We start from the raw sequence: 23946 nt of genomic DNA, 5'->3' as shown, positions 1-23946 counted from the left end.
GCCTCAGCGCTTCAGACAGCGCGCCGCAGCCGCCACGGTGGCCGCGATGTCCTCTGCGCTGTGCGCGGCACTGACGAAGCCGGCCTCGTAGAGCGCCGGAGCGAAATACACGCCCGAATCCAGCATGGCGTGGAAGAAGCTGTTGAAGCGCTCCTTGTCGGTGGCCAGCACCGCCGGATAGTTCTGCGGCAGGGCGTCGGCGAAGAAGAAGCCGAACATGCCGCCCTCGCAGTCGCCCACCATCGGCACGCCGGCCTCGCGCGCCGCGCCGAGCAGGCCGTCGACCAGCAGCCTTGTCTTGGCCGACAGCGCCTCGTAGAAGCCGGGCTTGCGAATTTCGCGCAGCGTCGCGAGGCCGCAGGCCGTGGCCACCGGGTTGCCCGACAGCGTGCCAGCCTGGTAGACCGGGCCGAGCGGCGCGAGCTGCTCCATCACCGCGCGCTTGCCGCCGAAGGCCGCCAGCGGCATGCCGCCGCCGATGACCTTGCCGAATACGCTGAGGTCGGGCTCGAATCCGGGGATCCACTTCGCATAGAGACTCTGCGCGCTGCCCAGCGCGACGCGGAAGCCCGTCATCACCTCGTCGAACACCAGCAGCGCGCCGTGCTTCGTGCACAACTCGCGCAGCCGGGTCATGAAGGGCACGCCGGCGCGCACGAAGTTCATGTTGCCCGCGATCGGCTCGATCATCACGCAGGCGATGTCGGCGCCGTGCCGTGCGAAGGCCTCCTCGATCTGCGCGAGGTTGTTGTACTCGAGCACCAGCGTGTGCTGCACCACCTCGGCGGGTACGCCGGCGCTGGTCGGGTGGCCGAAGGTCGCGAGGCCGGAGCCCGCCTTGACCAGCAGCGCGTCGGCATGGCCGTGGTAGCAGCCCTCGAACTTGACGATCTTGCTGCGCCCGGTGGCGCCGCGCGCCAGGCGCAGCGCGCTCATCGCCGCTTCGGTGCCCGAGCTGACCAGGCGCAACTGCTCCATGCTGGGAACGAGGCCGAGGATCTCCTCGGCGAGCTCGATCTCGCGCTCGGTCGGCGCGCCGAAGGAGAAGCCCTCGGCCGCCGCCTTGAGCACCGCCTCCAGCACCGCCGGGTGGCCGTGGCCGAGAATCATCGGTCCCCAGGAGCCGATGTAGTCGATGTAGCGCCTGCCTTCGGCGTCGACCATGTGGGCGCCCTCGGCCCGCGCGATGAAGCGAGGGGTGCCGCCGACAGCCCGGAAGGCGCGCACCGGCGAGTTCACGCCGCCGGGGATGACGCGCTGTGCGCGCTCGAACAGGCCGGCGTTCGTCTGCGGCTCAGTGGACATGGCGTGGCCCTTTCGGCGCGTTGTCGTTGTCGGTGGATTCTTCCGCCGGCGGCTCGCCTTCGCCCTCCTCTCCGGGCGGCAGCGCCCAGAAGAAGCGGTCGGGAACGACGTTGCCCATGCCGGGACGGAAGCCGGCATCGAGCGACTGGTCGAGGAAGGTCAACGCCTCGCCGACCGCGGCGTGCAGCTCCGCGCCGGCGGCGAGCAGCGCGGCCAGCGCGGCCGACAGCGTGTCGCCGGCGCCGACGAAGGCGACGTCGAAGCGCTCGAACTTCTCGCCGGTGATGGCGCCCTGCGCCGAGGCGAGCACGTTGTCGAGGAACTGGTCCGGGCCCTTGGTGTTGGGCAGCACCACGCTGGTCACCAGCACGAAGCGCGCGCCGTGCTCGGCGGCAGCCACGGCCAGCTCGCGCGGCGAGGCCGGGCGCTCGTTGTCCCAGTCGGGCAGCAGGAAGTCGGTCAGCGTCTGGTGGCTGCCGACCAGCACCTCGGTCTGCGGCAGCACCAACTCGCGGAACGCGTCCAGGTAGGACTGCTGGGCATCCTCCTCGACCCAGGACAGGTTCGGCAAATAGGACACCAGCGGCACGTCCGGGTAGTCGGAGAGGATCTCCGCCACCGCGCTGACCCCTTCGGCCGAGCCGAGGAAGCCGACCTTCCAGGCGGCGATGGTGACGTCCTCCAGGATGCTTCGCGCCTGCTCGACGACCACCTCGGCGTCGATGACGTGCTGGTCGAACACCTCGGCGGTGTCGCGCATCACGATGCTGGTGACCACGGGCAGGGCGTGGGCGCCCATGGCGGCGATGGTCGCCACGTCGCCCGCCAGGCCGCCGGCGCCGCTCGGGTCGCTGGCGTTGAAGCTCATCACGCAGGCGGGCGCCGGCTGCTCTTGCAGCGCGTCGCCGCCGACGGCGTCGGGGGTGGTTTCAGGGTTCATGGCAGCGGGCTGAGGCCGTCGGATTCGGGCGCCGAAAGGGTTCCGTGGACTTACAGCCGAACGTGAAGAAAGTTGCGTATGTACCTACACGGCCTTGATTTTTTGTCAAACCGCATGGCTACAATCTGGTTCCGTTGCATTGTAGTGAAGGCGAAGACGCGTCGTGAGCGAACCCCGAACCTGGATGTGCCTCATCTGCGGATGGATTTACGACGAGGCGGTCGGGGATCCCGAGCACGGTATCGCGCCGGGCACCCCATGGGAGCAGGTGCCCATGAACTGGACCTGCCCGGAGTGCGGCGCGCGCAAGGAAGACTTCGAGATGGTCCAGGTCTGACTCCGGCGGCATTCAGGCCGCGGAGCCGTACGTCGAGTCGATGAGGAGAATGCTCGGTGAGCAATGAATTCCCCGCCGATGCCGCCGGCATCAAGGTGCTGGTCATCGACGACAGCAACACCATCCGGCGCAGCGCAGAGATCTTTCTGAAGCAGGGCGGCCACAACGTGCTGCTCGCCGAGGATGGCTTCGATGCGTTGTCCAAGGTCAACGACCACGCCCCGGACCTGATCTTCTGCGACATCCTGATGCCGCGGCTGGACGGCTATCAGACTTGCGCGATCATCAAGCGCAACGCGCGTTTCGCGGACGTGCCGGTGATCATGCTGTCGTCCAAGGACGGCCTGTTCGACAAGGCAAGGGGTCGGATGGTGGGCTCGGAGGACTATCTCACCAAACCGTTCACGAAAGATCAGCTTCTGCAGGCCGTGGCACAGCATCGGCGTGCCGCATGATCTATCCCTGTTTCGAACCCCACTGGCGCGACAGCGCCGACAGCGAAAGCGTGCGGCGCTAAGCCGGCACTCACTGAGGACCCACCATGCCGATCCAGAAGATCCTCCTGGTCGACGATTCCAAGACCGAACTGCACCATCTGTCCGAGCTGCTGAGCAAGCGCGGGTATGCCATCCGGACCGCCGAGAACGGCGAGGAGGCCATGCGCCGCCTGGGCGAGGACAAGCCCGACCTGATCCTGATGGACGTCGTCATGCCCGGGCAAAACGGGTTCCAGCTGACCCGCGCGATCACCCGCGACCCGCGCTTCAACGACGTGCCGGTGATCATGTGCACGAGCAAGAACCAGGAAACCGACAAGGTCTGGGGCATGCGCCAGGGCGCGCGCGACTACATCGTCAAGCCGGTCGACCCGGAAGAGCTGGTGTCGAAGATCCGCGCCTTCGACTGACGACGGCACCGCATGGCCAAGAAGGAAGCACTGCGCGAACTCCAGAGCCGTCTCGCCGAGCGGCTCCAGGCGGCGCGGACCCAGCAGCGCGGCAGCTCCTGGCTGGCGGTGGAGGTCAGCGGGCGCGGCATCCTGTTCCCCCTGCGCGAGGCCGGCGAGATCTTCGCGCTGGCGCCGCTGGTGCCGGTGCCTCACACGCACCGCTGGTTCATGGGCGTGGCCAACCTGCGCGGCCACCTGCACGGCGTGGTCGATCTGGCCGGCTTCCTGGGGGTGAAGACTTCCGATGCGCTGCCACAGGGAGCCCAGCTCGTCGGCTTCAACCAGTCGCTGGACTTGAACTGCGTGCTGATGGTGGATCGCCTCGCCGGCCTGCGTGGCGAGGACCAGCTTCGGCGCGAACCCGACGACAACGCGGTGCGCCCCGCCTTCGTCGGCGCACGCTTCCGCGACGCCGAAGGGCGCCAATGGCAGGAACTGAGTCTGGCCGCACTTGCCGGCGACGAGTCGTTCCTGAGGATCGTCGGCTGAACAGGCTCAACGAGAGCACAAGAGGAAACCATGAGCTTCCTGAACAAGATCAAGGGAATGGGACGCAGGGAAGGTGTCGCCGACATGGACACGCTGGAGCAGGACCGCTTCGACGAGCCGATGGGCCGCGGCGGCGACCTGCCGCTGCCTGGCCCGGGCGGCGCGGCTACCCTGGACATCGGCACCCTGCAGCAGACGGCACAGATGGACTCGTCGATCATCACCGAGGCGGCGCCTTCGGAGATGGCCGACTTCGGCGAGGTGCGCAGCACCTCGGGCGAGACGCCGCCGGCGGCGGCGGGCGGTCTGCCGATGATCGGCAGCCGGCCGCTGGGCGAGCAGCAGCGCATCCTGTCCATCCTGGTGCTGTTCGGTCTGTTCGGGCTGGTGGCCGTGACCGGCTTCTCGCTGAACGCGGCCAGCAAGGCTTCGGCCCAGCTGGCGGCCACCGGCCAGGCGCTGATGCAGTCGCAGCGTCTGGCGAAGTCGGTGTCGCAGGCGCTGATCGGCAGCGTGCAGGCTTTCCCGGAGGTGCGCGAGAGCGCCGACGTGCTTGCCAGGACAGTGCGAAACCTGCGCACCGGCGAAGGCGAACTCAGCGCTGCGGCGGAGAACGTGCAGCCGGCGCTCGAGCCGCTGATGCCGCTGATCGACCGCGCCGAGAAGAACGCCAACACCGTGATCGGGCAGCAGAAGATCCTGACCCAGGTGGGCCAGGCGCTGCGCACCATCAACCGCCAGTCCTCGGACCTGCTCGAGATCGCCGAGACGGTGTCGTCGCTCAAGTTGCAGCAGGAGGCCTCGCCGGCCGAGCTGTCGGCCGTCGGCCAGCTCGTGATGCTGACGCAGCGCATCGGCAAGAGCGCGAACGAATTCCTGACGATGGAAGGCGTGAGCCCTGAAGCGGTGTTCCTGCTCGGCAAGGACCTGAACACCTTCCGCGAGATCGCGCAGGGGCTGGCAGACGGCAATCAGGAATTGCGCTTGCCGGCCACGCGTGACCCGCAGACGAAGGAGCGTCTGGTCGCCTTGCTCAAGCAGTACGAGGAGACGCGCACCCAGGCGAGCGCCATCCTGGGCAATCTGCAGGGCCTGGTGTCCGCGCGTGAGGCGCAGGCTTCGATCATTGCGGACAGCGAGCCGCTGCGAAAGGGCCTGGAGACGGTGCAGGACGGCCTGTCCGCCCAGAGCAGCTTCGGTGCCGGCAGCGTCTTTGCCCTGGCCCTGTTTGCGGCCTTGATCGTGGCGGGCGGCCTGGGCTTCCTGCGCCTGTATGTGCGTGACCAGGCACAGCGTGCGCAGCTGGCCGAGGCTCAGCGGCTCGAAGCCGAACGACAGGAGCAGGAGGCCAAGCGCGTCAACGACGCCAACCAGGCGGCCATTCTGCGGCTGATGAACGAACTGCAGACGGTTGCGGAAGGCGACCTGACGCAGCAGGCCACGGTGACGGAAGACATCACCGGCGCCATCGCCGATTCGGTGAACTACACGGTGGAGGAACTGCGCCAGCTGGTGTCGCAGGTGCAGGGCACGGTGGGTCGGGTGACCGAGACCACGCAGCAGGTGGAGGCCACCTCCACCGAACTGCTGGCCGCTTCGACCGAGCAGCTGCGCGAGATCCGCGACACCGGCGAGTCGGTGCTGCAGATGGCCGGCCGAATCAACGACGTGTCGGGCAAGGCGCAAGAGACCGCTCAGGTGGCGCGCCAGTCCCTGGACGCCGCCGAGTCGGGCCTGCGCGCGGTGCAGAACACCATCGGCGGCATGAACCTGCTGCGCGACCAGATCCAGGAAACCTCGAAGCGAATCAAGCGGCTGGGCGAGTCGTCGCAGGAGATCGGCGAGATCACCGAACTGATCTCGGACATTACCGAGCAGACCAACGTGCTGGCGCTGAACGCTGCCATCCAGGCCGCCTCGGCCGGCGAGGCCGGACGAGGCTTCTCCGTCGTGGCCGAGGAAGTGCAGCGGCTGGCCGAACGCTCCGCCGACGCCACGCGTCAGATCGCGGCGCTGGTGAAGACCATTCAGACCGACACCCAGGATGCGGTGGGCGCCATGGAGCGTTCCACGCAGGGTGTGGTCGAGGGTGCCCGACTGTCCGACGCGGCCGGTACGGCGCTGGGCGAGATCGACCGCGTGTCGCGCCAGCTGGCCGAGCTGATTGCGCAGATCTCGAACCAGGCGCAGCAGGAAGCCCAGTCCGCCAACGTGGTGGCGGCCAACATCCAGCACATCTTCGCGGTGACCGAGCAGACCGGAGAAGGTACGCGCTCGACCGCGGCGATGGTGCGCGAGCTGTCGCGGACTGCGGAGGAACTGAAGCAGTCGGTGGCGCGATTCAAGATCGAGTGACGTACTTCGCCTGAGAGCCCTGCATGGACACGCGAACCGCCCCGAATGCCACGTCGCGGGGCGAACCCGCCGATGACCTCAGCGCCCTGGCGTGGGTGCAGGACGAACTGCGCCGTTCGCTGGAGGCGGCGCACAAGTCGCTGCGCCGTTGCCTGAAGGAGGCCGAATCCATCGGCGGCTCCGACGTCGACAGCGTCGATCCCGCCGTGCTGCGCAGCGCGCGTGCACAGGTCCACCAGGGCGCAGGGGCGCTCGAGCTGGTCGGACTGCCGGAGGCGGCGCTGGTGCTGCGCGCCAGCGAGTCGCTGGTGCAGAAGTACGTGGCCAAGCCGCACAAGCTGACGCCGCTGATCGTCGAGGACATCGAGAAGTCCTCCTTCGCACTGCTCGACTACCTGGCGCGGCGACTCGCTGGCAAGCCGGTCTCGGCGCTGGCGATGTTCCCGCAGTACCGTGCGGTGCTGGAAGCGGCGGGTGCGGAGCGCATCCATCCGGCCGACCTGTGGAGTGTGGACTGGCGCTGGCGTGAACTGCCGTCCGACACCAGCGTGCCGCCGCGTGCGCTCGACGCCGCAACGCGCACGGCCATGGAAGGTCACCTGCTGGGCATGATGCGCACGCCGCAGCCGACACTGGCAGCCGCACGCATGAGCGAGGGCTGCGCAGGTCTCGGCGCAGCGGCGAGCGATCCGCAGGTCGCGACGCTGTGGAAGCTCGCGTCCGCCGTGTTCGAGGCACAAGCCCAGGGGCTGCTCGGCTTCGACGTGTTCAGCAAGCGCGTCGCCTCCCGCCTGCTCGCGCAGTACCGCGTGCTCGAGGGCGGCCGCAACGAGGTCTCCGAGCGGCTTGCGCAGGACCTGCTGTTCTTCTGCGCCCAGGCCGCCTCGCCCGGGGGCGGCCGGCGTGCGCCGCGCCTGGCTGCGGTGCGTCAGGTCTACGGGCTCGCCCACCATGTGCCGGTCGACTACGACGTCGCCATGCTGGGCCGTTTCGACCCGGCGATGGTCGTGCAGGCGCGCAAGCGCGTGGCGGCGGCGAAGGAGTCCTGGTCGGCGGTGGCCGGCGGCGAACTGCACCGCCTGTCCGGACTGAACGAGCAGTTCTCGCTGGTCGGCGATTCGCTCAAGCGGCTCTTCCCGCTGGGCGAGGCCTTCGCCGCCGAACTGCAGATGGCCATCGCGCAGACGATCAACGGTGGGGCTGCGCCCGAGGCGGCGCTGGCCATGGAAGTGGCCACCAGCCTCCTCTATGTCGAGGCGGCACTGGAGGACTCGGACTTCGACAACCCCGAGCAGGCCGAGCGGGTGCGCCGCCTGGCCGACCGACTCGGCTCCGTGCGCGAGGGCAGGGCACCCGAGCCTCTCGAGTCATGGATGGAGGAGTTGTACCGCCGCGTCTCCGACCGCCAGACCATGGGCAGCGTGGTGCAGGAGTTGCGCGCCTCGTTGTCGGAGGCGGAGAAGCTGATCGATCAGTTCTTCCGCAAGCCTGAAGACCGGCAGGTGCTGATTCCCGTGCCGGGCCAGCTCTCGGCGATGCGTGGCGTGCTCTCGGTGCTCGGCATCGACCAGGCCACCGCCGCGCTGCTGCGCATGCGCGACGAGGTCGAGGGCCTGACCCAGACCGAGGTCGACCCGAAGCGCGTCGCGCAGACCGGGTTGTTCGACCGCCTGGCGGGCAATCTGGGCGCGCTGGGCTTTCTGATCGACATGCTCAGCGTGCAGCCGCAGATGGCCAAGTCGCTGTTCGTGTTCGATCCGCGCACCGGCACGCTGGACCCGGTGATGGGCCGCGGCACACAGCATCGCGCGCCGAGCACGCTGGCGCTGGTCGAGCCGCGACTGATCGAGCAGGCGCAGCAGTTGGCGGTGCACGCGGCGCAGCCCGACGTGCCGGTGGCCGACGTGGCGCGCGAACTCGAACGGCTGTCTCACGAGGCGCACGTGGCCGACCAGGCCGCGCTGGCCGAGACCGTGGAGCGCACGCGCGAGGCCCTGACCCGGGCCGAGGAGGCGAACGACCGCGAGGGAGTGGCGTCGGTGCGCGGCGGGCTGACCGAGGTGCTGGTCGACTTCGTCAACAGCAGCTCCGAGCCGATGGGACTGGAGCCCGAGATCGCCGAGGTGCGTGCCACGCCGGTGCCGCCGTCCGCCGCCGCAGCGCCCGAACTCGCCGAAGACGACGAGATGCGCGAGGTCTTCCTCGAGGAAGCGCGCGAGGTGCTGCACGATGCCGGTGTGGCCACAGGCGATCTGGCGCATGCGCCGTCGGATCTTTCGCTGCTCACCACCGTGCGACGTGCGTTCCACACCCTCAAGGGCAGCTCGCGCATGGTCGGGCTCAGGGAGTTCGGCGATGCCGCCTGGGCCTGCGAGCAGCTCTACAACACCCAGCTTGCCGATCATCGTGCCGCCGAGCCGGCATTGCTGGAGTTCACCCAGCGGGTGCTCGCTCAGCTCGGCGCCTGGATCGAGGACATCGCGGCGCGGCGCGACGCTGCGCGCAGCGCGGCGGCCATCAAGGCTGCGGCGCAGCGCCTCGCTGCGGGCGAGACGCCCGTGCTTGCCTCCGCGCCGGCTCCGCTGGGCGCGGCCGAGCCTGCGCAGCCGGCCACCGCCGCGCCGCGCGGCCTGCCGACTGCCGAGACGCCGCCCTTGCACGCGGCGCGGGCCGAGCCCCGGCCGTCCGCCCCCGAAGTCTCCTTCGAGCTCGATCTCTCGGACCTCGATGGCGCGTCGGCCGCGCCACCGTCTCTTCCCCAGCTGAGCCCCAAGGCGCCGGCGTCCAGCGACGCCTTCGACGCGCAGGCCACGCAGCCTCTGCCGCTGAGTGAGCTGGCGGCCGCACCGGCGAGCGTCGATCTGCCACTGGATCTGATCGACCTCGAACTCGGTGGCGATGCCGCCAACCAGACGACCCTCGAGACCATCGAGCCGGCGGTCCCGCTCGAGGCCGACGTGTCGCTGGACCTCGGGGCTGCCGCGCCCGCGCAGACCGCGCCGGAGGACGAGAACGTCAAGGTCGTGGGGCCGCTGCGCATCGGCATCCCGCTGTTCAACATTTACCTCAACGAAGCCGACGAACTGTCGCGCCGTCTGACCACCGAGGTCGCCGAGTGGGCGATGGAATTGCACCGCCCGATCGGCGAGACGCCGATCGCGCTGGCGCATTCGCTGGCCGGCAGCTCGGCCACGGTGGGCTTCAACGACCTGTCGCAGCTGGCGCGTGCGATGGAGCATGCGCAGATGCGCTCGCAGGCGATCGGCTATGGCACGCAAGAGGAGGCGCGCCTGTTCGTCGACACCGCGGAGGAGATCCGCCGGCTGCTGCACCAATTCGCCGCAGGCTTCCTGAAGGAGCCGGCGCAGGAACTGCTCGCCCGCCTGGCCGAACACGAGATCGAGTCGGCGCGCCGGCTCGAGGCCGCCTCGGCGGCTGCCGACCTGCCCCCCACCACCGGCGTGGGCGAACTCGCCGAGCCGCCGGGCTTCGAGCGCATCGCCCTCGATACCGCGTCGGCCGCCGTACGCGAGAAGCCACCGGAACCGGCTGCGCGCGGCGCCGTGTCGAGCCGACCGGTGCCGTTCTTCGAGACCAGCGGGCTGGGCAGCGGCACGGGTTTCGGCGTGCTCGACCCGCGCGTCGACGCGCTGGGTGTCGCCGAGCTGAAACCGCTGGCCGAGCTGCCCGTCGCGTCGGTTCACCATGTCGAGCGCGAACTGGTGGTCGAGGGCGCGGAGGACATCGACGCCACCGATGCGGTCGACGCCGAACTGTTCCCGATCTTCGAGGAGGAAGGCCAGGATCTGCTGCCGCAACTCGCCGCCAAGTTGCGCGACTGGGCACGCCGACCCAGCGACACCAGCCATGCCGCGGCGTGCATGCGGACGCTGCACACGCTGAAGGGCGGGGCGCGCTTGGCGGGCGCGATGCGCCTGGGTGAGATGGCGCACCGGCTCGAGACGCGCATCGAGCAGCTGCTCGCCGACCCGCCGGTCGCGGCAGAGGACGTGGAGCAGCTGCAATCCCGCGCCGACGGGCTGTCGCAGGTGTTCGAGGCTTTGCGCGCACGCGACGCGCAGGCCTACGCCGAAGCCGCCGCGGCCGTGGCGGAGTTGCCGCTCGCGCCGGCGCCGGTGGTCACCGCGGCTCCTCCGGCGCCGGTCGAGGCGCCACCGGCGCCGGTCGAGGTGCCACCGGCACCGGTGGCCGAGGTCGTCGAGCCGCAGGTGCCGCCCGCGCCGCAGGCCGAAATCGAGCATGAGGCGCCGCTGGCCGCCGTGCCGGCCTCGGTCCTCGACCTGCCGCCGATCGATTGGTCGCGCTTCGCTCTCGGCGGCGCCACCGCGCGCGTCGTCGCGGAAAAGTCGCAGGGCGCTTCGCAGTCGGCGGTTCGAGTGCGAGCACCTCTCCTCGACCGCCTGGTCAACCAGGCCGGCGAGGTGTCGATCACGCGTTCGCGCATCGAGTCCTCGGTCGGCCAGATCAAGGGCTCGCTGAACGACCTGACGGAGAACCTGGAGCGCTTGCGTCAGCAACTGCGCGACATCGAACTGCAGGCCGAGACGCAGATGAGCTCGCGGCTGGAGGCGGCCAAGGCGATGTCGCAGTCGTTCGACCCGCTGGAGTTCGACCGCTTCACGCGCTTCCAGGAGCTCACGCGCATGATGGCCGAGTCGGTGAACGACGTGGCCACCGTGCAGCGCACGCTGCAGCGCTCGTTGGACAGTACCGAGGACGAGCTTGCCTCGCAGGCACGGCTCACGCGAGACCTTCAGGACGACCTGCTGCGCACGCGCATGGTGGAGTTCGAGGGCCAGTCCGACCGCCTCTACCGCGTGGCACGCCAGGCGGCCAAGGAGACCGGCAAGCAGGTGCGCCTGGACATCGTCGGCGGCTCGATCGAAGTCGACCGTGGCGTGCTCGACCGCATGATGGGCTCGTTCGAGCACCTGCTGCGCAATTGCGTGACGCACGGCATCGAGATGCCGGATGTGCGCAGCGCGCGGGGCAAGGATCCGGCCGGGGTGGTGCTGGTCTCGGTGACGCATGAGGGCAACGAGGTCGGCATCGAGTTCCGCGACGACGGCTGCGGCCTGGACCTGGAGAGGATCCGCGCCAAGGGCGTGGCGATGGGGCTGATCGATCCGAATCAGCCGGTGGCAGACGCCGATCTCGCCAACCTGATCTTCACGCCGGGCTTCACGACGGCCGACTCGGTCACCGAGCTGGCAGGGCGGGGCGTGGGCATGGACGTGGTGCGCTCCGAGGTGAACGCCATGGGCGGACGCATCGAGACGGCCACCGCGCCCGGCCAGGGCACCTCGTTCAAGCTGGTGCTGCCACTGACCACGGCGGTCACGCAGGTGGTGATGCTGCGTTGTGGCACGGCCACGGTGGCCGTGCCGTCGACGCTGATCGAGATCGTGCGCCGCGCCACGCCGCAGGAGATCGAACAGTCCTACGCGAACGGCAGCTACTCGCTGGGCGACCGCCTGATGCCTTTCTTCTGGCTCGGCGCGCTGCTGCAGCTCAGCGCGGCATCGAGCGAGAACGTCGGCCGCACGCGTCCGGTGGTGGTGGTTCGCAGCGCGCAGCAGCGCGTCGCGCTGCACGTCGACGAGGTGCTGGGCAACCAGGAAGTGGTGGTGAAGAACCTCGGGCCGCAGCTGTCGCGCCTGCCGGGTCTGGCCGGCATGACGCTGCTGGCTTCGGGTGCCGTGGCGCTCATCTACAACCCGGTTGCGCTGGCGACGCTTTACGGCGAGGCTGCGCGCACTGCCACCATGACCGCCCTGCAGTCGCCGCAGGCCGCCTCGCCGATGGCGCCGGACGCGATGGCGGAGCCGCGCATCGCCGCGGCGCCGCTGGTGCTGGTGGTCGACGATTCGCTGACGGTGCGCCGAGTGACCCAGCGCCTGCTGGTGCGCGAGGGTTACCGCGTCGTGCTCGCCAAGGACGGCATCGAGGCGCTGGAGCGCCTGGCCGAGGAGCGGCCGCAGGTGGTGCTGTCGGATATCGAGATGCCGCGCATGGACGGTTTCGACCTGGTGCGCAACATCCGCGGCGACGTCCGCCTGCGCGACCTGCCAGTGATCATGATCACCTCGCGCATCGCGCAGAAGCATCGCGACTACGCGGCCGAGCTGGGCGTGGACCACTACCTCGGCAAGCCGTATTCGGAAGAAGACCTTCTGGCGCTGATCGGCCGCTACACCACTGCAGCCGCACCGGCCTGACGGCCATGCGGCCGTGAGCGAGATGATCGACCGCCTCGCGCAGCACCCTCTTCCTCGGGTGGGCCGCATCACGGACGGCGTCGGATTCACGGAGCGCAGAACCGGCGATACGCCCGCTGCGGGCCTCGAGCGAGCCGACAAGGCGGTGTGCTCCGTCAGAACCCACGGTCGCGACCCGCTGCCACACCATGCGGATCCGGTGGCCGTCGGGCCTCCGCAGGATGGGGCCAGGGCTGGCGACGTCGAACTGTTCTAGCCGGAAGTCTTCTTCACTGCCGCGAACCGAGCCAGCGTGCGCTGGCGTGCCTCGTCATGCCGAACGACGGGCATGGGGTAGTGTGCGCCGAGTTCGACGCCGGCGGCGGCGAGGTCGACCGGGCGCGCCTCCCAGGGCGCGTGGAGCAGTGCGTCGGGCAGGCCGGCGAGCTGCGGCAGGTAGCGGCGGATGAAGCGGCCTTGCGGGTCGAACTTGCGGCTCTGCGCCACCGGGTTGAAGATGCGGAACCAGGGCTGGGCATCGCAGCCCGTCGACGCAGCCCATTGCCAGCCGCCATTGTTGGCGGCGAGGTCGAAGTCGTTGAGGTGGTCGGCGAAGTACTGTTCGCCGCGCCGCCAGTCGAGCCCCAGGTCCTTGGTCAGGAAGCTCGCCACCACCATGCGCAATCGGTTGTGCATGTAGCCGGTCTGGTTGATCTGCGCCATCGCGGCGTCCACCAGCGGATAGCCCGTGCGGCCGGAGCACCAGGCGGCGAACAATGCGTCGGCGTGCTGGCCGTGTTCCCAGCGGAGGGCGTCGTACTCCGGTTTGAAGCAGTGCCCGATCACGCGGGGGTGGTGGTGCAGGATCTGGTGGTAGAAGTCCCGCCAGACCAACTCGGACAGCCAGATGCGTGCGCCCTCGCTGCCCGCCTGCGCACGCGACCAGGCTTCGCGGGCCAGCGCACGCACGGAGCAGGTGCCGAAGCGCAGATGCACCGACAGGTAGCTCGGTCCCTTGATGGCGGGGAAGTCGCGCGTGCGGTCGTACTCGTCGATGCGGCCGAGGAAGTCGTCGAGCAGCGCCCGTGCGCCACGTTCACCGGTGGGGATCTTCAGCTCGTGCAGGTTGGTGTGCTGGAAGCCCAGTGCCGGCAGCGAAGGCACTTCGCTGGAGAGGCCCTCCGGCAGGCCGGCGAGCGCGTGCGCATGCGGCGCGACCGGGTAGGCCTTCAGGTAGTACGGCTCCAGCTTTCGCAGCCAGGCGTTCCGGTAGGGGGTGAACACGCTGTAGGGCGCCCCCGCGCCGGTGAGCACCTCGCTGCGTTCGAAGACCACATGGTCCTTCGAGGTATGCAGCGCGATGCCGGCCTCCGCCAGCAGTCCGCGCACGCGTGCGTCGCGCGCCAGCGCGATCGGATCGTCGTCGTGGTTGGCGTAGACGGCCTGAACGTGCAGTGCGCGCGCCAGCGCCGTGACTTCCAGCGACGCATGGCCATGGCGCACCAGCAGGCGCACGCCGTCGTGGCCATGCTGCCGGCCGAGGGCGGCGAGTGCCTCGTCGAGTCGCAGCACGCAGTCGCGGATGAAGTCGACGCGACGGTCGGCGACCAGGCCGCGCTGCAACAGCGCATCGAGGATGTCGCGGTCGAACACGAACACGCACCAGACCTTCCTGGCAGACTTCAGCGCGTGATAAAGCGCCGCATGGTCGTGTGCACGCAGGTCGCGGCGGAACCACACCAACGCCGAGTCGAGGGGGAACGCGGTCTTGTCGTGCGGCATGGCCCGAGTCTATAAAATGCCTGCATGGCCGGTGATCCGATCAACCTCACGAACCAGTTCCTCATCGCCATGCCCGGCATGAGCGACGGCACGTTCGCCGGCAGCGTGGTCTACCTCTGCGAGCACACCGAGAAGGGCGCGCTCGGCCTGGTGATCAACAAGCCGATCGACATCAAGCTGAAGAACCTGTTCGAGAAGGTCGAGCTGTCGCTCGACCGGGAAGATCTGGCCGACGAGCCGGTCTACTTCGGCGGTCCGGTGCAGACCGAGCGCGGCTTCGTGTTGCACGAGAGCCTGGCCGGCGGGGACGGTGCGGGCGGGCACTACAACTCCACGCTGCAGATCCCCGGCGGACTGGAGATGACCACCAGCAAGGACGTGCTGGAGGCGCTGGCAAACGGTGCCGGACCGAAGAAGGTGCTTGTCACGCTGGGCTACAGCGGCTGGGGCGCCGGCCAGCTGGAAGACGAGATTGGCCGCAACGGCTGGCTGACGGTGAATGCCGAGCCCGGCATCATTTTCGACACGCCGGTCGAGCAGCGCTACGAGAAGGCGCTGTCGCTGCTGGGCATCGACCCGCGCATGCTCAGCCAGGAGGCGGGGCACGCATGAGCGCCTCGGCGAGCGCCTCGCCCGCCTCGGTCCGCACCTTTCTCGCTTTCGATTTCGGGCTGCGGCGCGTCGGCGTGGCCAGCGGTAACAGCCTGACGCGCCAGGCGACGCCGCTGCGCACCGTGGCGGCAGAGGGCGAGACGCGCCTCGCGGAGATCGGCCGGCTGATCGCGCAATGGCAGCCGGACGCGCTGGTGGTCGGCATCCCCGTCCATCCGGATGGCGCGCCGCACGACAATACGCGTCGCGCGCAGCGCTTCGCCCGCCAGCTGCAAGGACGCTTCCGCTTGCCGGTGCACGAGGTGGACGAGCGCTACAGCACCACCGAGGCAGCCGCCACGGGGGCGCGCGATCTCGACGCGGCCTCGGCGGCCATCATCCTGGAGCAGTTTCTGAGGACCTTGCCATGAGCAGCCTGAACCTGGACGCCGAAGCGCTCTACGTCGACCTGCTGGCCGGCGTGCGCATGCTGCTGCAGCCGGGCAGCGCGCTGGTCGGCATCTGGTCGGGGGGCGCCTGGCTGGCCGAGCGGCTGCAGCGCGACCTCCGGCTCGCCGGCGAGCATGGCGTCATCTCCAGCGCGCTGCACCGCGACGACTTCGGCTCGCGTGGCATGGCCGCAGGGGCCGACCACACCAAGCTGCCCTTCGAGGTCGATGGGCGCCACATCGTGCTGATCGACGACGTGCTGTTCACCGGCCGCACGACCCGCGCCGTGATCAACGAGCTGTTCGATTTCGGCCGGCCGGCCAGCGTGACGCTCGCCGTGCTGGTGGACCGGGGCGGACGCGAGTTGCCGATCCAGCCCGCCTTCTCTGCGGCGCGCGTCGCGCTGCCTCGCGGCCAGCGGCTCTCGCTCGTCCGCGACGAGCGGGGCCAATTCAGCTTCGACATCAAGGAAACGACATGAGGCCCCCAAGCCTGCGGCTTCACCACCGCGAGACCCCCCGAAGGGTCGTGGCCGTTGCTGGGACGGCCCGGCGAAAGGCCCACTGATGCTGTCCAGACGCAATCCCCAGCTCAACGCGAACGGCGAGCTGATCCACCTGCTGTCGATCGAGGGCCTGCCGCGCGCAGTGCTCACGCAGATCCTCGACACGGCCGGCACATTCCTGTCGGTCAACGACCGCGACGTGAAGAAGGTGCCGCTGCTGCGCGGCAAGAGCCTGTTCAACCTGTTCTTCGAGAACAGCACGCGGACGCGAACCACCTTCGAGATCGCCGCCAAGCGGCTGTCGGCCGACGTCATCAACCTCGACATCGCGCGCAGCTCGACGGCCAAGGGCGAGAGCCTGCTCGACACCATCGCCAACCTCAGCGCGATGCACGCCGACATGTTCGTCGTGCGGCACAGCGAGAGCGGAGCGCCCTACCTGATCGCCCAGCACTGCGCGCCTCATGTCCACGTGGTCAACGCCGGCGACGGCCGCCATGCGCACCCGACGCAGGGGCTGCTCGACATGTACACCATCCGTCACTACAAGCGCGACTTCACCAACCTGACCGTGGCCATCGTCGGCGACATCGTGCATTCGCGCGTGGCGCGCTCCGACATCCACGCGCTGACCACGCTGGGCGTGCCCGAGATCCGTGCCGTCGGACCGAAGACGCTGGTGCCGGGCGACCTGCGCGAGATGGGCGTGCGCGTGTGCCACGACATGGCCGAAGGCATCCGCGGCGCCGACGTGATCATCATGCTGCGCCTGCAGAACGAGCGCATGAGCGGCGCGATGTTGCCGAGTGCCGGCGAGTTCTTCAAGAACTACGGCCTCACGCCGGAGAAGCTGGCGCTGGCCAGGCCCGACGCCATCGTCATGCACCCCGGGCCGATCAACCGGGGCGTCGAGATCGATTCGGCGGTGGCCGACGGCTCGCAGAGCGTCATCCTGCCGCAGGTGACCTTCGGCATCGCGGTGCGCATGGCGGTCATGTCCATCATCGCGGGCAACAACCCATGAAGATCCTCATCAAGAACGGTCGCGTGGTGGACCCGGCGAGCGGGCGCGACGCGAGGGGCGACATCGCGATCGCCGCCGGCCGCATCGTCGCGCTCGGCACGGTCAGCGCCGACTTCACGCCCAACCGCACGATCGACGCCGGCGGCCTGGTCGTCGCGCCGGGTCTGGTGGACCTCGCCGCGCGGCTGCGCGAGCCGGGCCACGAGCACGAAGGCATGCTCGAGAGCGAGATGGCCGCAGCGATGGCCGGCGGCGTCACGAGCCTGGTCTGCCCGCCCGACACCGACCCGCCGCTGGACGAACCCGGTCTGGTCGAGATGCTCAAGTTCCGCACGCGAAATCTCAGTCACGCAAGGCTCTACCCGCTCGGCGCGCTGACGCGCGGATTGAAGGGCGAGGCGCTGACCGAGATGGCCGAGCTGACCGAAGCCGGCTGCGTCGGCTTCTCGCAGGCGGAGGTCGCCTGCCGAGACACGCTGGTGCTGCACCGCGCGCTGCAGTACGCCTCCACCTTCGGCTATCCGGTCTGGCTGCGGCCGAACGACAGCTGGCTGGGCAACGGCGTCGCCGCGAAGGGGCCGCTGGCCACGCGCATGGGCCTGTCCGGCGTGCCGGTGATCGCCGAGACGATCGCGCTGCACACGCTGTTCGAACTGGTGCGCGACACGCGGGCGCGCGTGCACCTGTGCCGCCTGAGCAGTGCCGCGGGCATCGAACTTGTGCGTGCCGCCAAGGCCGAAGGCCTGCCCGTCACCTGCGACGTGAGCGTCAACCATCTGCACCTGACCGATGTCGACATCGGCTACTTCGACGCCGCGATGCGTCTGACGCCGCCGCTGCGCCAGCAGCGCGACCGGGACGCCATCCGCGCCGCGCTGGCCGACGGAACGATCGACGCGTTGGTCAGCGACCACACGCCGGTGGACGAGGACGCGAAGAACCTGCCCTTCGCCGAGGCCGAGCCCGGTGCGACCGGGCTCGAACTGCTGCTCGGCCTCGCGCTGAAGTGGGGCCAGGACAGCGGCCTGCCGCTGGTGCAGACGCTCGCCACCGTGACGCAGCGCCCGGTGGCGGTGCTCGGCGAGGCACTCGGCTCGCTCGGCTCGAGCACGGGGCGCATCGTCGAAGGCGGCGTCGCCGACCTCTGCCTGTTCGACCCGGCCGCGCACTGGACCGTCACTCCGTCGGCGCTGCGCAGCCAGGGCAAGCACACGCCGTTCGCCGGCTACGAACTGCCGGGCAAGGTCACGGCCACCCTGGTCGGTGGCCACGTCGCCTTCGAGGCCGGCCTCGGGTGAAGTGGCCGCGCGCGCTCTGGCGGCTCGGCGCGGTGCTCGGCCAGGCGCTTGGCGGCGCGCTGATCTGCGCGATGCTGTTCCCGTTCCTGCGGCCGGCGCAGCGCATGGGCCATGTCGGCCGCTGGTCGGCGCGCATGCTGCGCGCGCTGGGCATCGCGCTCGAAGTGCGCGGCAGCGTGCATCCGGGGCCGGTGCTGCTGGTGGCCAACCACGTCTCCTGGATCGACATCCTCGCCGTCAACGCGGTGCATCCGGCGCGCTTCGTCGCCAAGGCCGACGTCAGGCACTGGCCCTTCCTCGGCTGGCTGGTGGCCTGCGGCGGCACGCTGTTCATCGAGCGCGAACGCAAGCGCGATGCGCTGCGCGTGGTGCACCAGATCGCGCAGGCGCTGCAGGAAGGCGACGTCGTGGCCGTGTTCCCCGAAGGCACCACCAGCGACGGCCACGATGTGCTGCCTTTCCACGCCAACCTGCTGCAGGCGGCAATCGCCACCGAGTCGCCGGTGCAGCCGGTGGTGCTGCGCTACCGCGATGCGCGCGCGGCAGTCAGCCAGGCGCCCACCTATATCGGCGACACCAGCCTCGCCGCGTCGCTGTGGTCGACGTTGAAGGCGGAGGGTCTTGTCGCCTCCGTCGTGGTCGAGAATGCACAGGGCGCGCGCCATGCCGACCGACGCGCGCTCGCCGAGCACCTGCGCGACACCATCGTCGGCCGGCTGAGAGAGGAGGGCGCATGAGCGCGCCGGGCCGTTCCCAAGCGCGAATCCCGAAGCACGCAGTGCGGAGGGCAGTCCAGTGACGCCGCTGACCATCCGCCGCGTGGCGATCGACACCTATCGCGAGCACGTGGCCTATCTGCACCGCGACTGCACCGCGGTGCGCGCCGAGGGCTTCCAGGCGCTGTCCAAGGTCGAGGTCAGCGGCAACGGCGCGACGATCCTGGCGGTGCTCAACGTGGTCGACGACGAGTGCATCGTCGGGCCCACCGAACTCGGCCTGAGCGAGGATGCCTTCGCCGACCTCGGGCTCGAGGCCGGCCATGGCGTCAGCCTGCAGCATGCCGAGCCCGCCGCCTCGATCGCCGCGCTGCACCGCAAGATCGCCGGCGAGCGCCTCTCGCGCGAGGACCTGCACGGCATCATCCGCGACATCGCGCAGATGCGCTACACGAAGATCGAGCTGGCCGCCTTCGTGGTCGCGGCCAACCAATTCGAGATGGACCGCGATGAGGTGATGCACCTCACCGAGGCGATGATCGCCGCCGGCCGCCGCCTCGATTGGCGCCACGAGGTGCGCGGGGGGCCGGTGGTCGACAAGCACTGCATCGGCGGCATCCCCGGCAACCGCACGTCGATGCTGGTCGTGCCCATCGTCGCGGCGCACGGCATGCTCATCCCCAAGACCTCGTCGCGCGCGATCACCTCGCCGGCCGGCACGGCCGACACGATGGCCATGCTCGCCGAGGTGGAACTGCCTTTCGAGCGGCTCGCGCAGATCGTGCGAGAGACCGGCGGCTGCCTGGCATGGGGCGGCACCGCCGCCCTGTCGCCGGCCGACGACGTGCTGATCGCGGTGGAGCGTCCGCTGGGCATCGACTCGCCCGGGCAGATGGTCGCTTCCATCCTGTCGAAGAAGATCGCCGCCGGTTCGACGCACCTGGTACTCGACATCCCGGTCGGGCCGAGCGCCAAGGTGCGCAGCATGCCCGAGGCGCAACGGCTGAAGAAGCTGTTCGAGTACGTGGCGACGCGGCTGCAACTGCGCATCGACGTGGTCATCACCGACGGGCGCCAGCCGGTCGGCCGAGGCATCGGCCCGGTGCTGGAGGCGCGCGACGTGATGCAGGTGCTGGAGAACGACCCGTCGGCGCCGATGGACCTGCGCCAGAAGGCGCTGCGCCTGGCCGGCCGCGTGATCGAATTCGACCCCGACGTGCGCGGCGGCGACGGCTTCGCGATCGCGCGTGACATCCTCGACTCCGGGCGCGCGCTGGCGAAGATGAACCAGATCATCGACGCGCAGGGGCGGCGCCCCTTCGCCTGGCAGGCGCCACCGGTGGCGCCGCTGACCTTCGACGTGGGCGCGCCTCGCGGCGGCGTGGTCACCGGCATCGACAACCTCGCGCTGGCGCGCATCGCGCAGCTCGCCGGCGCGCCCAAGGTGGCCGGTGCCGGCATCGAACTGGTGCGCCGGCTCGGCGAACGGGTCCGGGAGGGCGACGTGCTGTACCGCGTGTATGCGCGATTCGAGGCCGACCTCGACTATGCGCGCCGCAAGTCGGCCGCCGACGCGGGCTTCCGCATCGGCGCGGCCGACGAACTGCCGCGCGACTACACGCTTCGAATCAACGGCTCGGAATCCTGAGACAGGGGGAAGTGACGATGCTGCTGGCCTTTGCGGACGAGCGCGAACTCGCGACCCGGCTCGCGGGAGAAATCGGCTGCGAGCTCGCCTTCGTGGACGAGCATCGCTTCCCGGACGGCGAAATCAGGCTGAGGCTGCCGCCCGTGCTGCCGGAGCGCGTGGTGGTGCTGCGCGGCCTGCAGCAGCCCAACGACCGGCTGGTGCAGCTGCTGCTCACGGCCAGAACGGCGCGCACGCTCGGGGCGCGTCGCCTCACGCTGGCCGCGCCCTATCTCGCCTACATGCGTCAGGACATCGCCTTCCAGCCCGGCGAGGCGGTCAGCCAGCGCATCGTCGCAGGCTTCCTCGGTGGACTGTTCGAACGGGTGGTCACGATCGACCCGCACCTGCACCGCATCGCCTCGCTCGACGAGGTGATGCCCGGCGCGCAGGGCGTGGCGCTGACGGCGGCGCCGCTGCTCGGCGCCTGGATCGCCGCACAGTGGCCGGCGGCATCGCCGCCGTTGCTCGTCGGCCCCGACGAGGAGGCCGAGCAGTGGGTGCGTGCAGCCGGCGAGGCAACGGGTCTGCAGGGTGTGATCTGCCGCAAGACGCGGCGCGGCGACCGTGACGTCGTGGTGGAACTGCCGGCGCACGAGGTCGCGGGTCGCGAGGTGGTGATCATCGATGACCTGGCGAGTACTGGCCATACGCTGGTGCAGGCCGCGACCATGCTGCGCGAGCGTGGTGTGACGGCGATCGACGTCGCCGTGGTCCATGCGCTGTTCGGCGGCAATGCGGTCGAACTGCTGAAAGCGAACGGCATCCGCCGCATCTGGAGCACCGACGCCGTGCCGCACGCGAGCAACGTGATTTCCGTCGCGCCCCTGCTCGCGAGGGCAATCGCCGATTGCAGCTGACTGTGCAAAGCTCCCATACTGCGTCCCGTATCGGGCGCGGAGGATCACGATGGAGCTGTTGCGGCTGGTGCAAAGCCAGGTGCGGCTCGGCGAGCCGCTGCCTTGGGGCGTGCGCGACCAGCACGGACAACTGCTGCTCGCCCGCGGCCAGGTGATCGCCAGCGAGGCGCAGCTCGCCGCAGTGCTCGAGCGCGGCGCCAGCGTCGACATCGAGGAAGTGCGCGCCGCCTCCCGCGCCGACGCGGAGGAGCGCCGGCCAGTGAGCCTGTTCGCCCAGTGGGAACAGATGCTGTGGCAGCTCGACCGCACGTTGCGCAGCGCTGCCGAACCCGGCTTCACGGGGCGCGTCGACGAACTGGTGCGGCGCATCGAGGTGCTGACCCTGCGCGACCCCGATATCGCGATCTACCTGACCGTGCGCCAGGACCCGAAGCGGCTGACGATCTACGCCCTCGCTCATTCGATCCATTGCGCGCTGGTGGCCCTGCTGATGGCGCGCCGGCTCGGCTGGGATGAGCGGCGCACGCACACGCTGATGCGTGCGGCGCTGACCATGAACATCGCCATCCTCGACCTGCAGGGCCGCATGGCGGCACAAGGTGCGCCGCCGACGCCGCCGCAGACGGAGTTGATCCGCGCCCATCCGGCGCAGGGCGTGGCGATCCTCGAGGCGGCCGGTATCGCCGATCCGGACTGGCTGGAGACCGTGGCACGGCACCACGAGCGCGCCGACGGCAGCGGCTATCCCGCCGGTCTGCGCGACGCGGGCGAACTGCCCACGGTACTGCGCCTGATCGACGTGTTCCTGGCGAAGATGGCGCCGCGCGCGCTGCGAGCGCCGCTGACGACACAGGCGGCGGCGCGCCAGCTCTACCAGGACAGCGGCGGCACAGCGGCCTCCGCGGCGATCATCAAGGAATTCGGCATCTACCCGCCGGGAGAGTTCGTGCAGCTGAAGTCGGGCGAGATGGCGGTGGTGGTGCGGCGCAGCGCCGATGCGCGCAAGCCACTCGCGGCCAGCATCACCGACCGCCAGGGCATGCCCAACGTGAACACGGTGGTGCGCGATACCGCCAAGGCCGAATTCGCCATCACCGCGCTGGCGTCGGCGAAGAACCTGGTGCTGCGCCTGCCGCCGGAGCGCCTGTTCGGACTGCCCGAATAGGCGGATGCGCGTCAGGCCTTGCCTTGGTTCGCCACCGCGGCAGCAGCCTTTGCAGCAGCTTCCGCATCGCCAAGGTAGTAGCTGCGCAGCGGCTTGAGCGAGGCATCGAGCTCGTAGACCAGCGGGATGCCGTTGGGGATGTTCAGGCCGACGATGTCGGCATCCGAGACGCCGTCGAGGTACTTCACCAGCGCGCGGATGCTGTTGCCGTGGGCCGAGATCAGGACGCGCTGGCCGCCGCGGATCGCCGGGGCGATGGTCTCGTTCCAGTACGGCAGCACGCGCGCCACCGTGTCCTTCAGGCATTCGGTCAGCGGCACCTCGCCGGGGGCGAGCTTCTCGTAGCGGCGGTCGGTGCGCTCGCAGCGAGGGTCGTTCGGCTCCAGCGCCGGCGGCGGCGTGTCGTAGCTGCGGCGCCAGATCAGCACCTGGTCGTCGCCGAACTGCTTCGCCGTCTCGGCCTTGTTCAGTCCCTGCAGCGCACCGTAATGGCGCTCGTTGAGGCGCCAGGTGTTGACGATCGGCAGCCAGCTGCGATCCATCTGGTCGAGCGCGTGCCAGGTGGTCCAGATGGCGCGCTTGAGCACCGAGGTGTAGACGAGGTCGAACTCGTAGCCCTCGGCCCTGAGCAGCCGTCCGGCCTCCTTGGCCTGCGCCACGCCGGTCGGCGTGAGGTCGACATCGGTCCAGCCGGTGAATCGGTTCTCGAGGTTCCAGGTCGATTCGCCGTGGCGGATGAGGACGAGCTTGTGCATGGCGCGGTTCGGGGCAGCTGTGGGGAAATGGCCGGGTGTGGCCGCTCGGGGGAGCGTCGAATTGTATGATTCGCGCTTTGTGTCGCTGCTGACAAGGGCTGCCTTGAAATTCGTTCTCGACAATTGGGTTCTGTTCCTCGCCGCGATCACCTCGGGTCTGCTGTTGCTGTGGCCCGCGATCACGCGCGGCGGCGGTGCCGGCCGCGTAACGCCGGCGCAGGCGGTGCAGCTCATCAACCGCGAGAAGGCGGTGCTGATCGACGTGTGCGAGCCGGCGGAGTTCGCCGCCGGGCATGCCGTGGGCGCGAAGAGCGTGCCGCTGGGCAGCCTCGAGGCGTCGAACGAACTGCCGAAGAACAAGAGCGTGCCGGTGGTGCTGGTCTGCGCGTCCGGCGCGCGGGCCATGCGGGCGGCCGGCATTCTGAAGAAGCGTGGCTTCGAGCATCCGCACGTGCTGGCCGGGGGCCTGGCGGCGTGGCGCGAAGCCAACCTGCCCGTCGAGAAGAACGCCTGAGAGTCA

Annotated in this window: 21 protein-coding genes; 17 read left to right on the top strand and 4 right to left on the bottom strand. The window is 69.7% G+C overall.

Annotated elements, in window-relative coordinates:
- Nucleotides 1-3: 3 nt before the first annotated feature.
- On the bottom strand, nt 4-1305 hold the full coding sequence (gene hemL / locus Q0599_RS17965) for a glutamate-1-semialdehyde 2,1-aminomutase (RefSeq protein ID WP_298832268.1): 1302 nt from the start codon (nt 1303-1305) through the stop codon (nt 4-6).
- Nucleotides 1295-2245 carry a bifunctional hydroxymethylpyrimidine kinase/phosphomethylpyrimidine kinase gene (locus Q0599_RS17960; protein ID WP_298832266.1) on the bottom strand — a complete coding sequence of 317 codons (951 nt, stop codon included), beginning with the start codon at nt 2243-2245 and terminating at the stop codon, nt 1295-1297. Before Q0599_RS17960 ends, hemL begins: the two co-directional genes overlap by 11 nt.
- Before the next feature lie 163 nt (nt 2246-2408).
- Between Q0599_RS17960 and Q0599_RS17955 the strand changes: the two genes are divergently transcribed.
- The 7 genes from Q0599_RS17955 to Q0599_RS17925 all read left to right on the top strand — a co-directional run bounded on the left by Q0599_RS17955 (nt 2409) and on the right by Q0599_RS17925 (nt 12870).
- Nucleotides 2409-2582: a rubredoxin gene (locus Q0599_RS17955; RefSeq protein WP_298832263.1), complete on the top strand. Its 174-nt coding sequence runs from the start codon at nt 2409-2411 to the stop codon at nt 2580-2582.
- A gap of 56 nt (nt 2583-2638) precedes the next feature.
- Nucleotides 2639-3037, top strand: coding sequence for a response regulator (locus Q0599_RS17950; protein ID WP_298832261.1), 399 nt, complete (start codon nt 2639-2641; stop codon nt 3035-3037).
- A gap of 86 nt (nt 3038-3123) precedes the next feature.
- A complete protein-coding gene (locus Q0599_RS17945) occupies nt 3124-3489 on the top strand; it encodes a response regulator (protein ID WP_298832259.1) in 366 nt (121 codons plus the stop codon).
- Nucleotides 3490-3501: 12 nt separating this feature from the next.
- A complete protein-coding gene (locus Q0599_RS17940) occupies nt 3502-4020 on the top strand; it encodes a chemotaxis protein CheW (RefSeq protein ID WP_298832257.1) in 519 nt (172 codons plus the stop codon).
- A gap of 30 nt (nt 4021-4050) precedes the next feature.
- A complete protein-coding gene (locus tag Q0599_RS17935; protein WP_298832254.1) occupies nt 4051-6375 on the top strand; it encodes a methyl-accepting chemotaxis protein in 2325 nt (774 codons plus the stop codon).
- Between the two features lie 23 nt (nt 6376-6398).
- Nucleotides 6399-12614: an Hpt domain-containing protein gene (locus Q0599_RS17930; protein ID WP_298832251.1), complete on the top strand. Its 6216-nt coding sequence runs from the start codon at nt 6399-6401 to the stop codon at nt 12612-12614.
- Nucleotides 12615-12627: 13 nt separating this feature from the next.
- A complete protein-coding gene (locus Q0599_RS17925; protein WP_298832248.1) occupies nt 12628-12870 on the top strand; it encodes a hypothetical protein in 243 nt (80 codons plus the stop codon).
- On the opposite strand, the gene Q0599_RS17920 is transcribed toward Q0599_RS17925, so the two are convergent.
- Complete coding sequence (locus tag Q0599_RS17920; protein ID WP_298832245.1) at nt 12867-14375, bottom strand: deoxyribodipyrimidine photo-lyase; 1509 nt, start codon at nt 14373-14375, stop codon at nt 12867-12869. The genes Q0599_RS17925 and Q0599_RS17920 overlap by 4 nt on opposite strands.
- A gap of 24 nt (nt 14376-14399) precedes the next feature.
- Here Q0599_RS17920 and Q0599_RS17915 point away from each other — a divergent pair, with 24 nt between their 5' ends.
- From Q0599_RS17915 to Q0599_RS17875, 9 genes are all read left to right on the top strand, one after another.
- Nucleotides 14400-14987, top strand: a complete 588-nt coding sequence (locus Q0599_RS17915; protein ID WP_298832243.1) for a YqgE/AlgH family protein — start codon at nt 14400-14402, stop codon at nt 14985-14987.
- Nucleotides 14984-15397 carry a Holliday junction resolvase RuvX gene (gene ruvX, locus Q0599_RS17910; RefSeq protein WP_298832241.1) on the top strand — a complete coding sequence of 138 codons (414 nt, stop codon included), beginning with the start codon at nt 14984-14986 and terminating at the stop codon, nt 15395-15397. The genes Q0599_RS17915 and ruvX overlap by 4 nt, the downstream gene beginning before the upstream one ends.
- Nucleotides 15394-15897 carry a bifunctional pyr operon transcriptional regulator/uracil phosphoribosyltransferase PyrR gene (gene pyrR / locus Q0599_RS17905; RefSeq protein ID WP_298832239.1) on the top strand — a complete coding sequence of 168 codons (504 nt, stop codon included), beginning with the start codon at nt 15394-15396 and terminating at the stop codon, nt 15895-15897. The genes ruvX and pyrR overlap by 4 nt, the downstream gene beginning before the upstream one ends.
- Before the next feature lie 85 nt (nt 15898-15982).
- On the top strand, nt 15983-16945 hold the full coding sequence (locus Q0599_RS17900; protein ID WP_298832237.1) for an aspartate carbamoyltransferase catalytic subunit: 963 nt from the start codon (nt 15983-15985) through the stop codon (nt 16943-16945).
- Nucleotides 16942-18243, top strand: coding sequence for a dihydroorotase (locus tag Q0599_RS17895; RefSeq protein WP_298832235.1), 1302 nt, complete (start codon nt 16942-16944; stop codon nt 18241-18243). Before Q0599_RS17900 ends, Q0599_RS17895 begins: the two co-directional genes overlap by 4 nt.
- A complete protein-coding gene (locus Q0599_RS17890) occupies nt 18240-18980 on the top strand; it encodes a 1-acyl-sn-glycerol-3-phosphate acyltransferase (RefSeq protein ID WP_298832233.1) in 741 nt (246 codons plus the stop codon). Before Q0599_RS17895 ends, Q0599_RS17890 begins: the two co-directional genes overlap by 4 nt.
- Before the next feature lie 67 nt (nt 18981-19047).
- Complete coding sequence (locus Q0599_RS17885) at nt 19048-20607, top strand: thymidine phosphorylase family protein (RefSeq protein ID WP_298832775.1); 1560 nt, start codon at nt 19048-19050, stop codon at nt 20605-20607.
- Between the two features lie 17 nt (nt 20608-20624).
- Nucleotides 20625-21506, top strand: a complete 882-nt coding sequence (locus Q0599_RS17880; protein ID WP_298832231.1) for a ribose-phosphate diphosphokinase — start codon at nt 20625-20627, stop codon at nt 21504-21506.
- A 49-nt stretch (nt 21507-21555) separates the two neighbouring features.
- A complete protein-coding gene (locus Q0599_RS17875; RefSeq protein WP_298832229.1) occupies nt 21556-22671 on the top strand; it encodes an HD domain-containing phosphohydrolase in 1116 nt (371 codons plus the stop codon).
- A gap of 11 nt (nt 22672-22682) precedes the next feature.
- On the opposite strand, the gene gpmA is transcribed toward Q0599_RS17875, so the two are convergent.
- Nucleotides 22683-23426: a 2,3-diphosphoglycerate-dependent phosphoglycerate mutase gene (gene gpmA, locus Q0599_RS17870; protein ID WP_298832227.1), complete on the bottom strand. Its 744-nt coding sequence runs from the start codon at nt 23424-23426 to the stop codon at nt 22683-22685.
- A gap of 103 nt (nt 23427-23529) precedes the next feature.
- Between gpmA and Q0599_RS17865 the strand changes: the two genes are divergently transcribed.
- Nucleotides 23530-23940, top strand: coding sequence for a rhodanese-like domain-containing protein (locus Q0599_RS17865; RefSeq protein ID WP_298832772.1), 411 nt, complete (start codon nt 23530-23532; stop codon nt 23938-23940).
- Nucleotides 23941-23946: the final 6 nt, after the last annotated feature.

Origin of the sequence: uncultured Piscinibacter sp., assembly GCF_937952055.1 — a bacterium.
Taxonomy (GTDB): Bacteria; Pseudomonadota; Gammaproteobacteria; order Burkholderiales; family Burkholderiaceae_C; genus Piscinibacter.
Note: the sequence above shows the minus strand (reverse complement) of the source record. Positions and strands in the feature narration are given on the sequence as shown.

What these genes read in the sequence shown, in the direction of transcription:
- ruvX (WP_298832241.1), top strand. Translation starts at nt 14,984, where the DNA reads ATGAGCGCCTCGGCGAGCGCCTCGCCCGCCTCGGTCCGCACCTTTCTC.
- Q0599_RS17945 (WP_298832259.1), top strand. Translation starts at nt 3,124, where the DNA reads ATGCCGATCCAGAAGATCCTCCTGGTCGACGATTCCAAGACCGAACTG.
- Q0599_RS17880 (WP_298832231.1), top strand. Translation starts at nt 20,625, where the DNA reads ATGCTGCTGGCCTTTGCGGACGAGCGCGAACTCGCGACCCGGCTCGCG.
- Q0599_RS17895 (WP_298832235.1), top strand. Translation starts at nt 16,942, where the DNA reads ATGAAGATCCTCATCAAGAACGGTCGCGTGGTGGACCCGGCGAGCGGG.
- Q0599_RS17940 (WP_298832257.1), top strand. Translation starts at nt 3,502, where the DNA reads ATGGCCAAGAAGGAAGCACTGCGCGAACTCCAGAGCCGTCTCGCCGAG.
- Q0599_RS17875 (WP_298832229.1), top strand. Translation starts at nt 21,556, where the DNA reads ATGGAGCTGTTGCGGCTGGTGCAAAGCCAGGTGCGGCTCGGCGAGCCG.
- Q0599_RS17900 (WP_298832237.1), top strand. Translation starts at nt 15,983, where the DNA reads ATGCTGTCCAGACGCAATCCCCAGCTCAACGCGAACGGCGAGCTGATC.
- pyrR (WP_298832239.1), top strand. Translation starts at nt 15,394, where the DNA reads ATGAGCAGCCTGAACCTGGACGCCGAAGCGCTCTACGTCGACCTGCTG.
- Q0599_RS17915 (WP_298832243.1), top strand. Translation starts at nt 14,400, where the DNA reads ATGGCCGGTGATCCGATCAACCTCACGAACCAGTTCCTCATCGCCATG.
- Q0599_RS17935 (WP_298832254.1), top strand. Translation starts at nt 4,051, where the DNA reads ATGAGCTTCCTGAACAAGATCAAGGGAATGGGACGCAGGGAAGGTGTC.
- Q0599_RS17920 (WP_298832245.1), bottom strand. Translation starts at nt 14,375, where the DNA reads ATGCCGCACGACAAGACCGCGTTCCCCCTCGACTCGGCGTTGGTGTGG.
- gpmA (WP_298832227.1), bottom strand. Translation starts at nt 23,426, where the DNA reads ATGCACAAGCTCGTCCTCATCCGCCACGGCGAATCGACCTGGAACCTC.
- hemL (WP_298832268.1), bottom strand. Translation starts at nt 1,305, where the DNA reads ATGTCCACTGAGCCGCAGACGAACGCCGGCCTGTTCGAGCGCGCACAG.
- Q0599_RS17960 (WP_298832266.1), bottom strand. Translation starts at nt 2,245, where the DNA reads ATGAACCCTGAAACCACCCCCGACGCCGTCGGCGGCGACGCGCTGCAA.
- Q0599_RS17930 (WP_298832251.1), top strand. Translation starts at nt 6,399, where the DNA reads ATGGACACGCGAACCGCCCCGAATGCCACGTCGCGGGGCGAACCCGCC.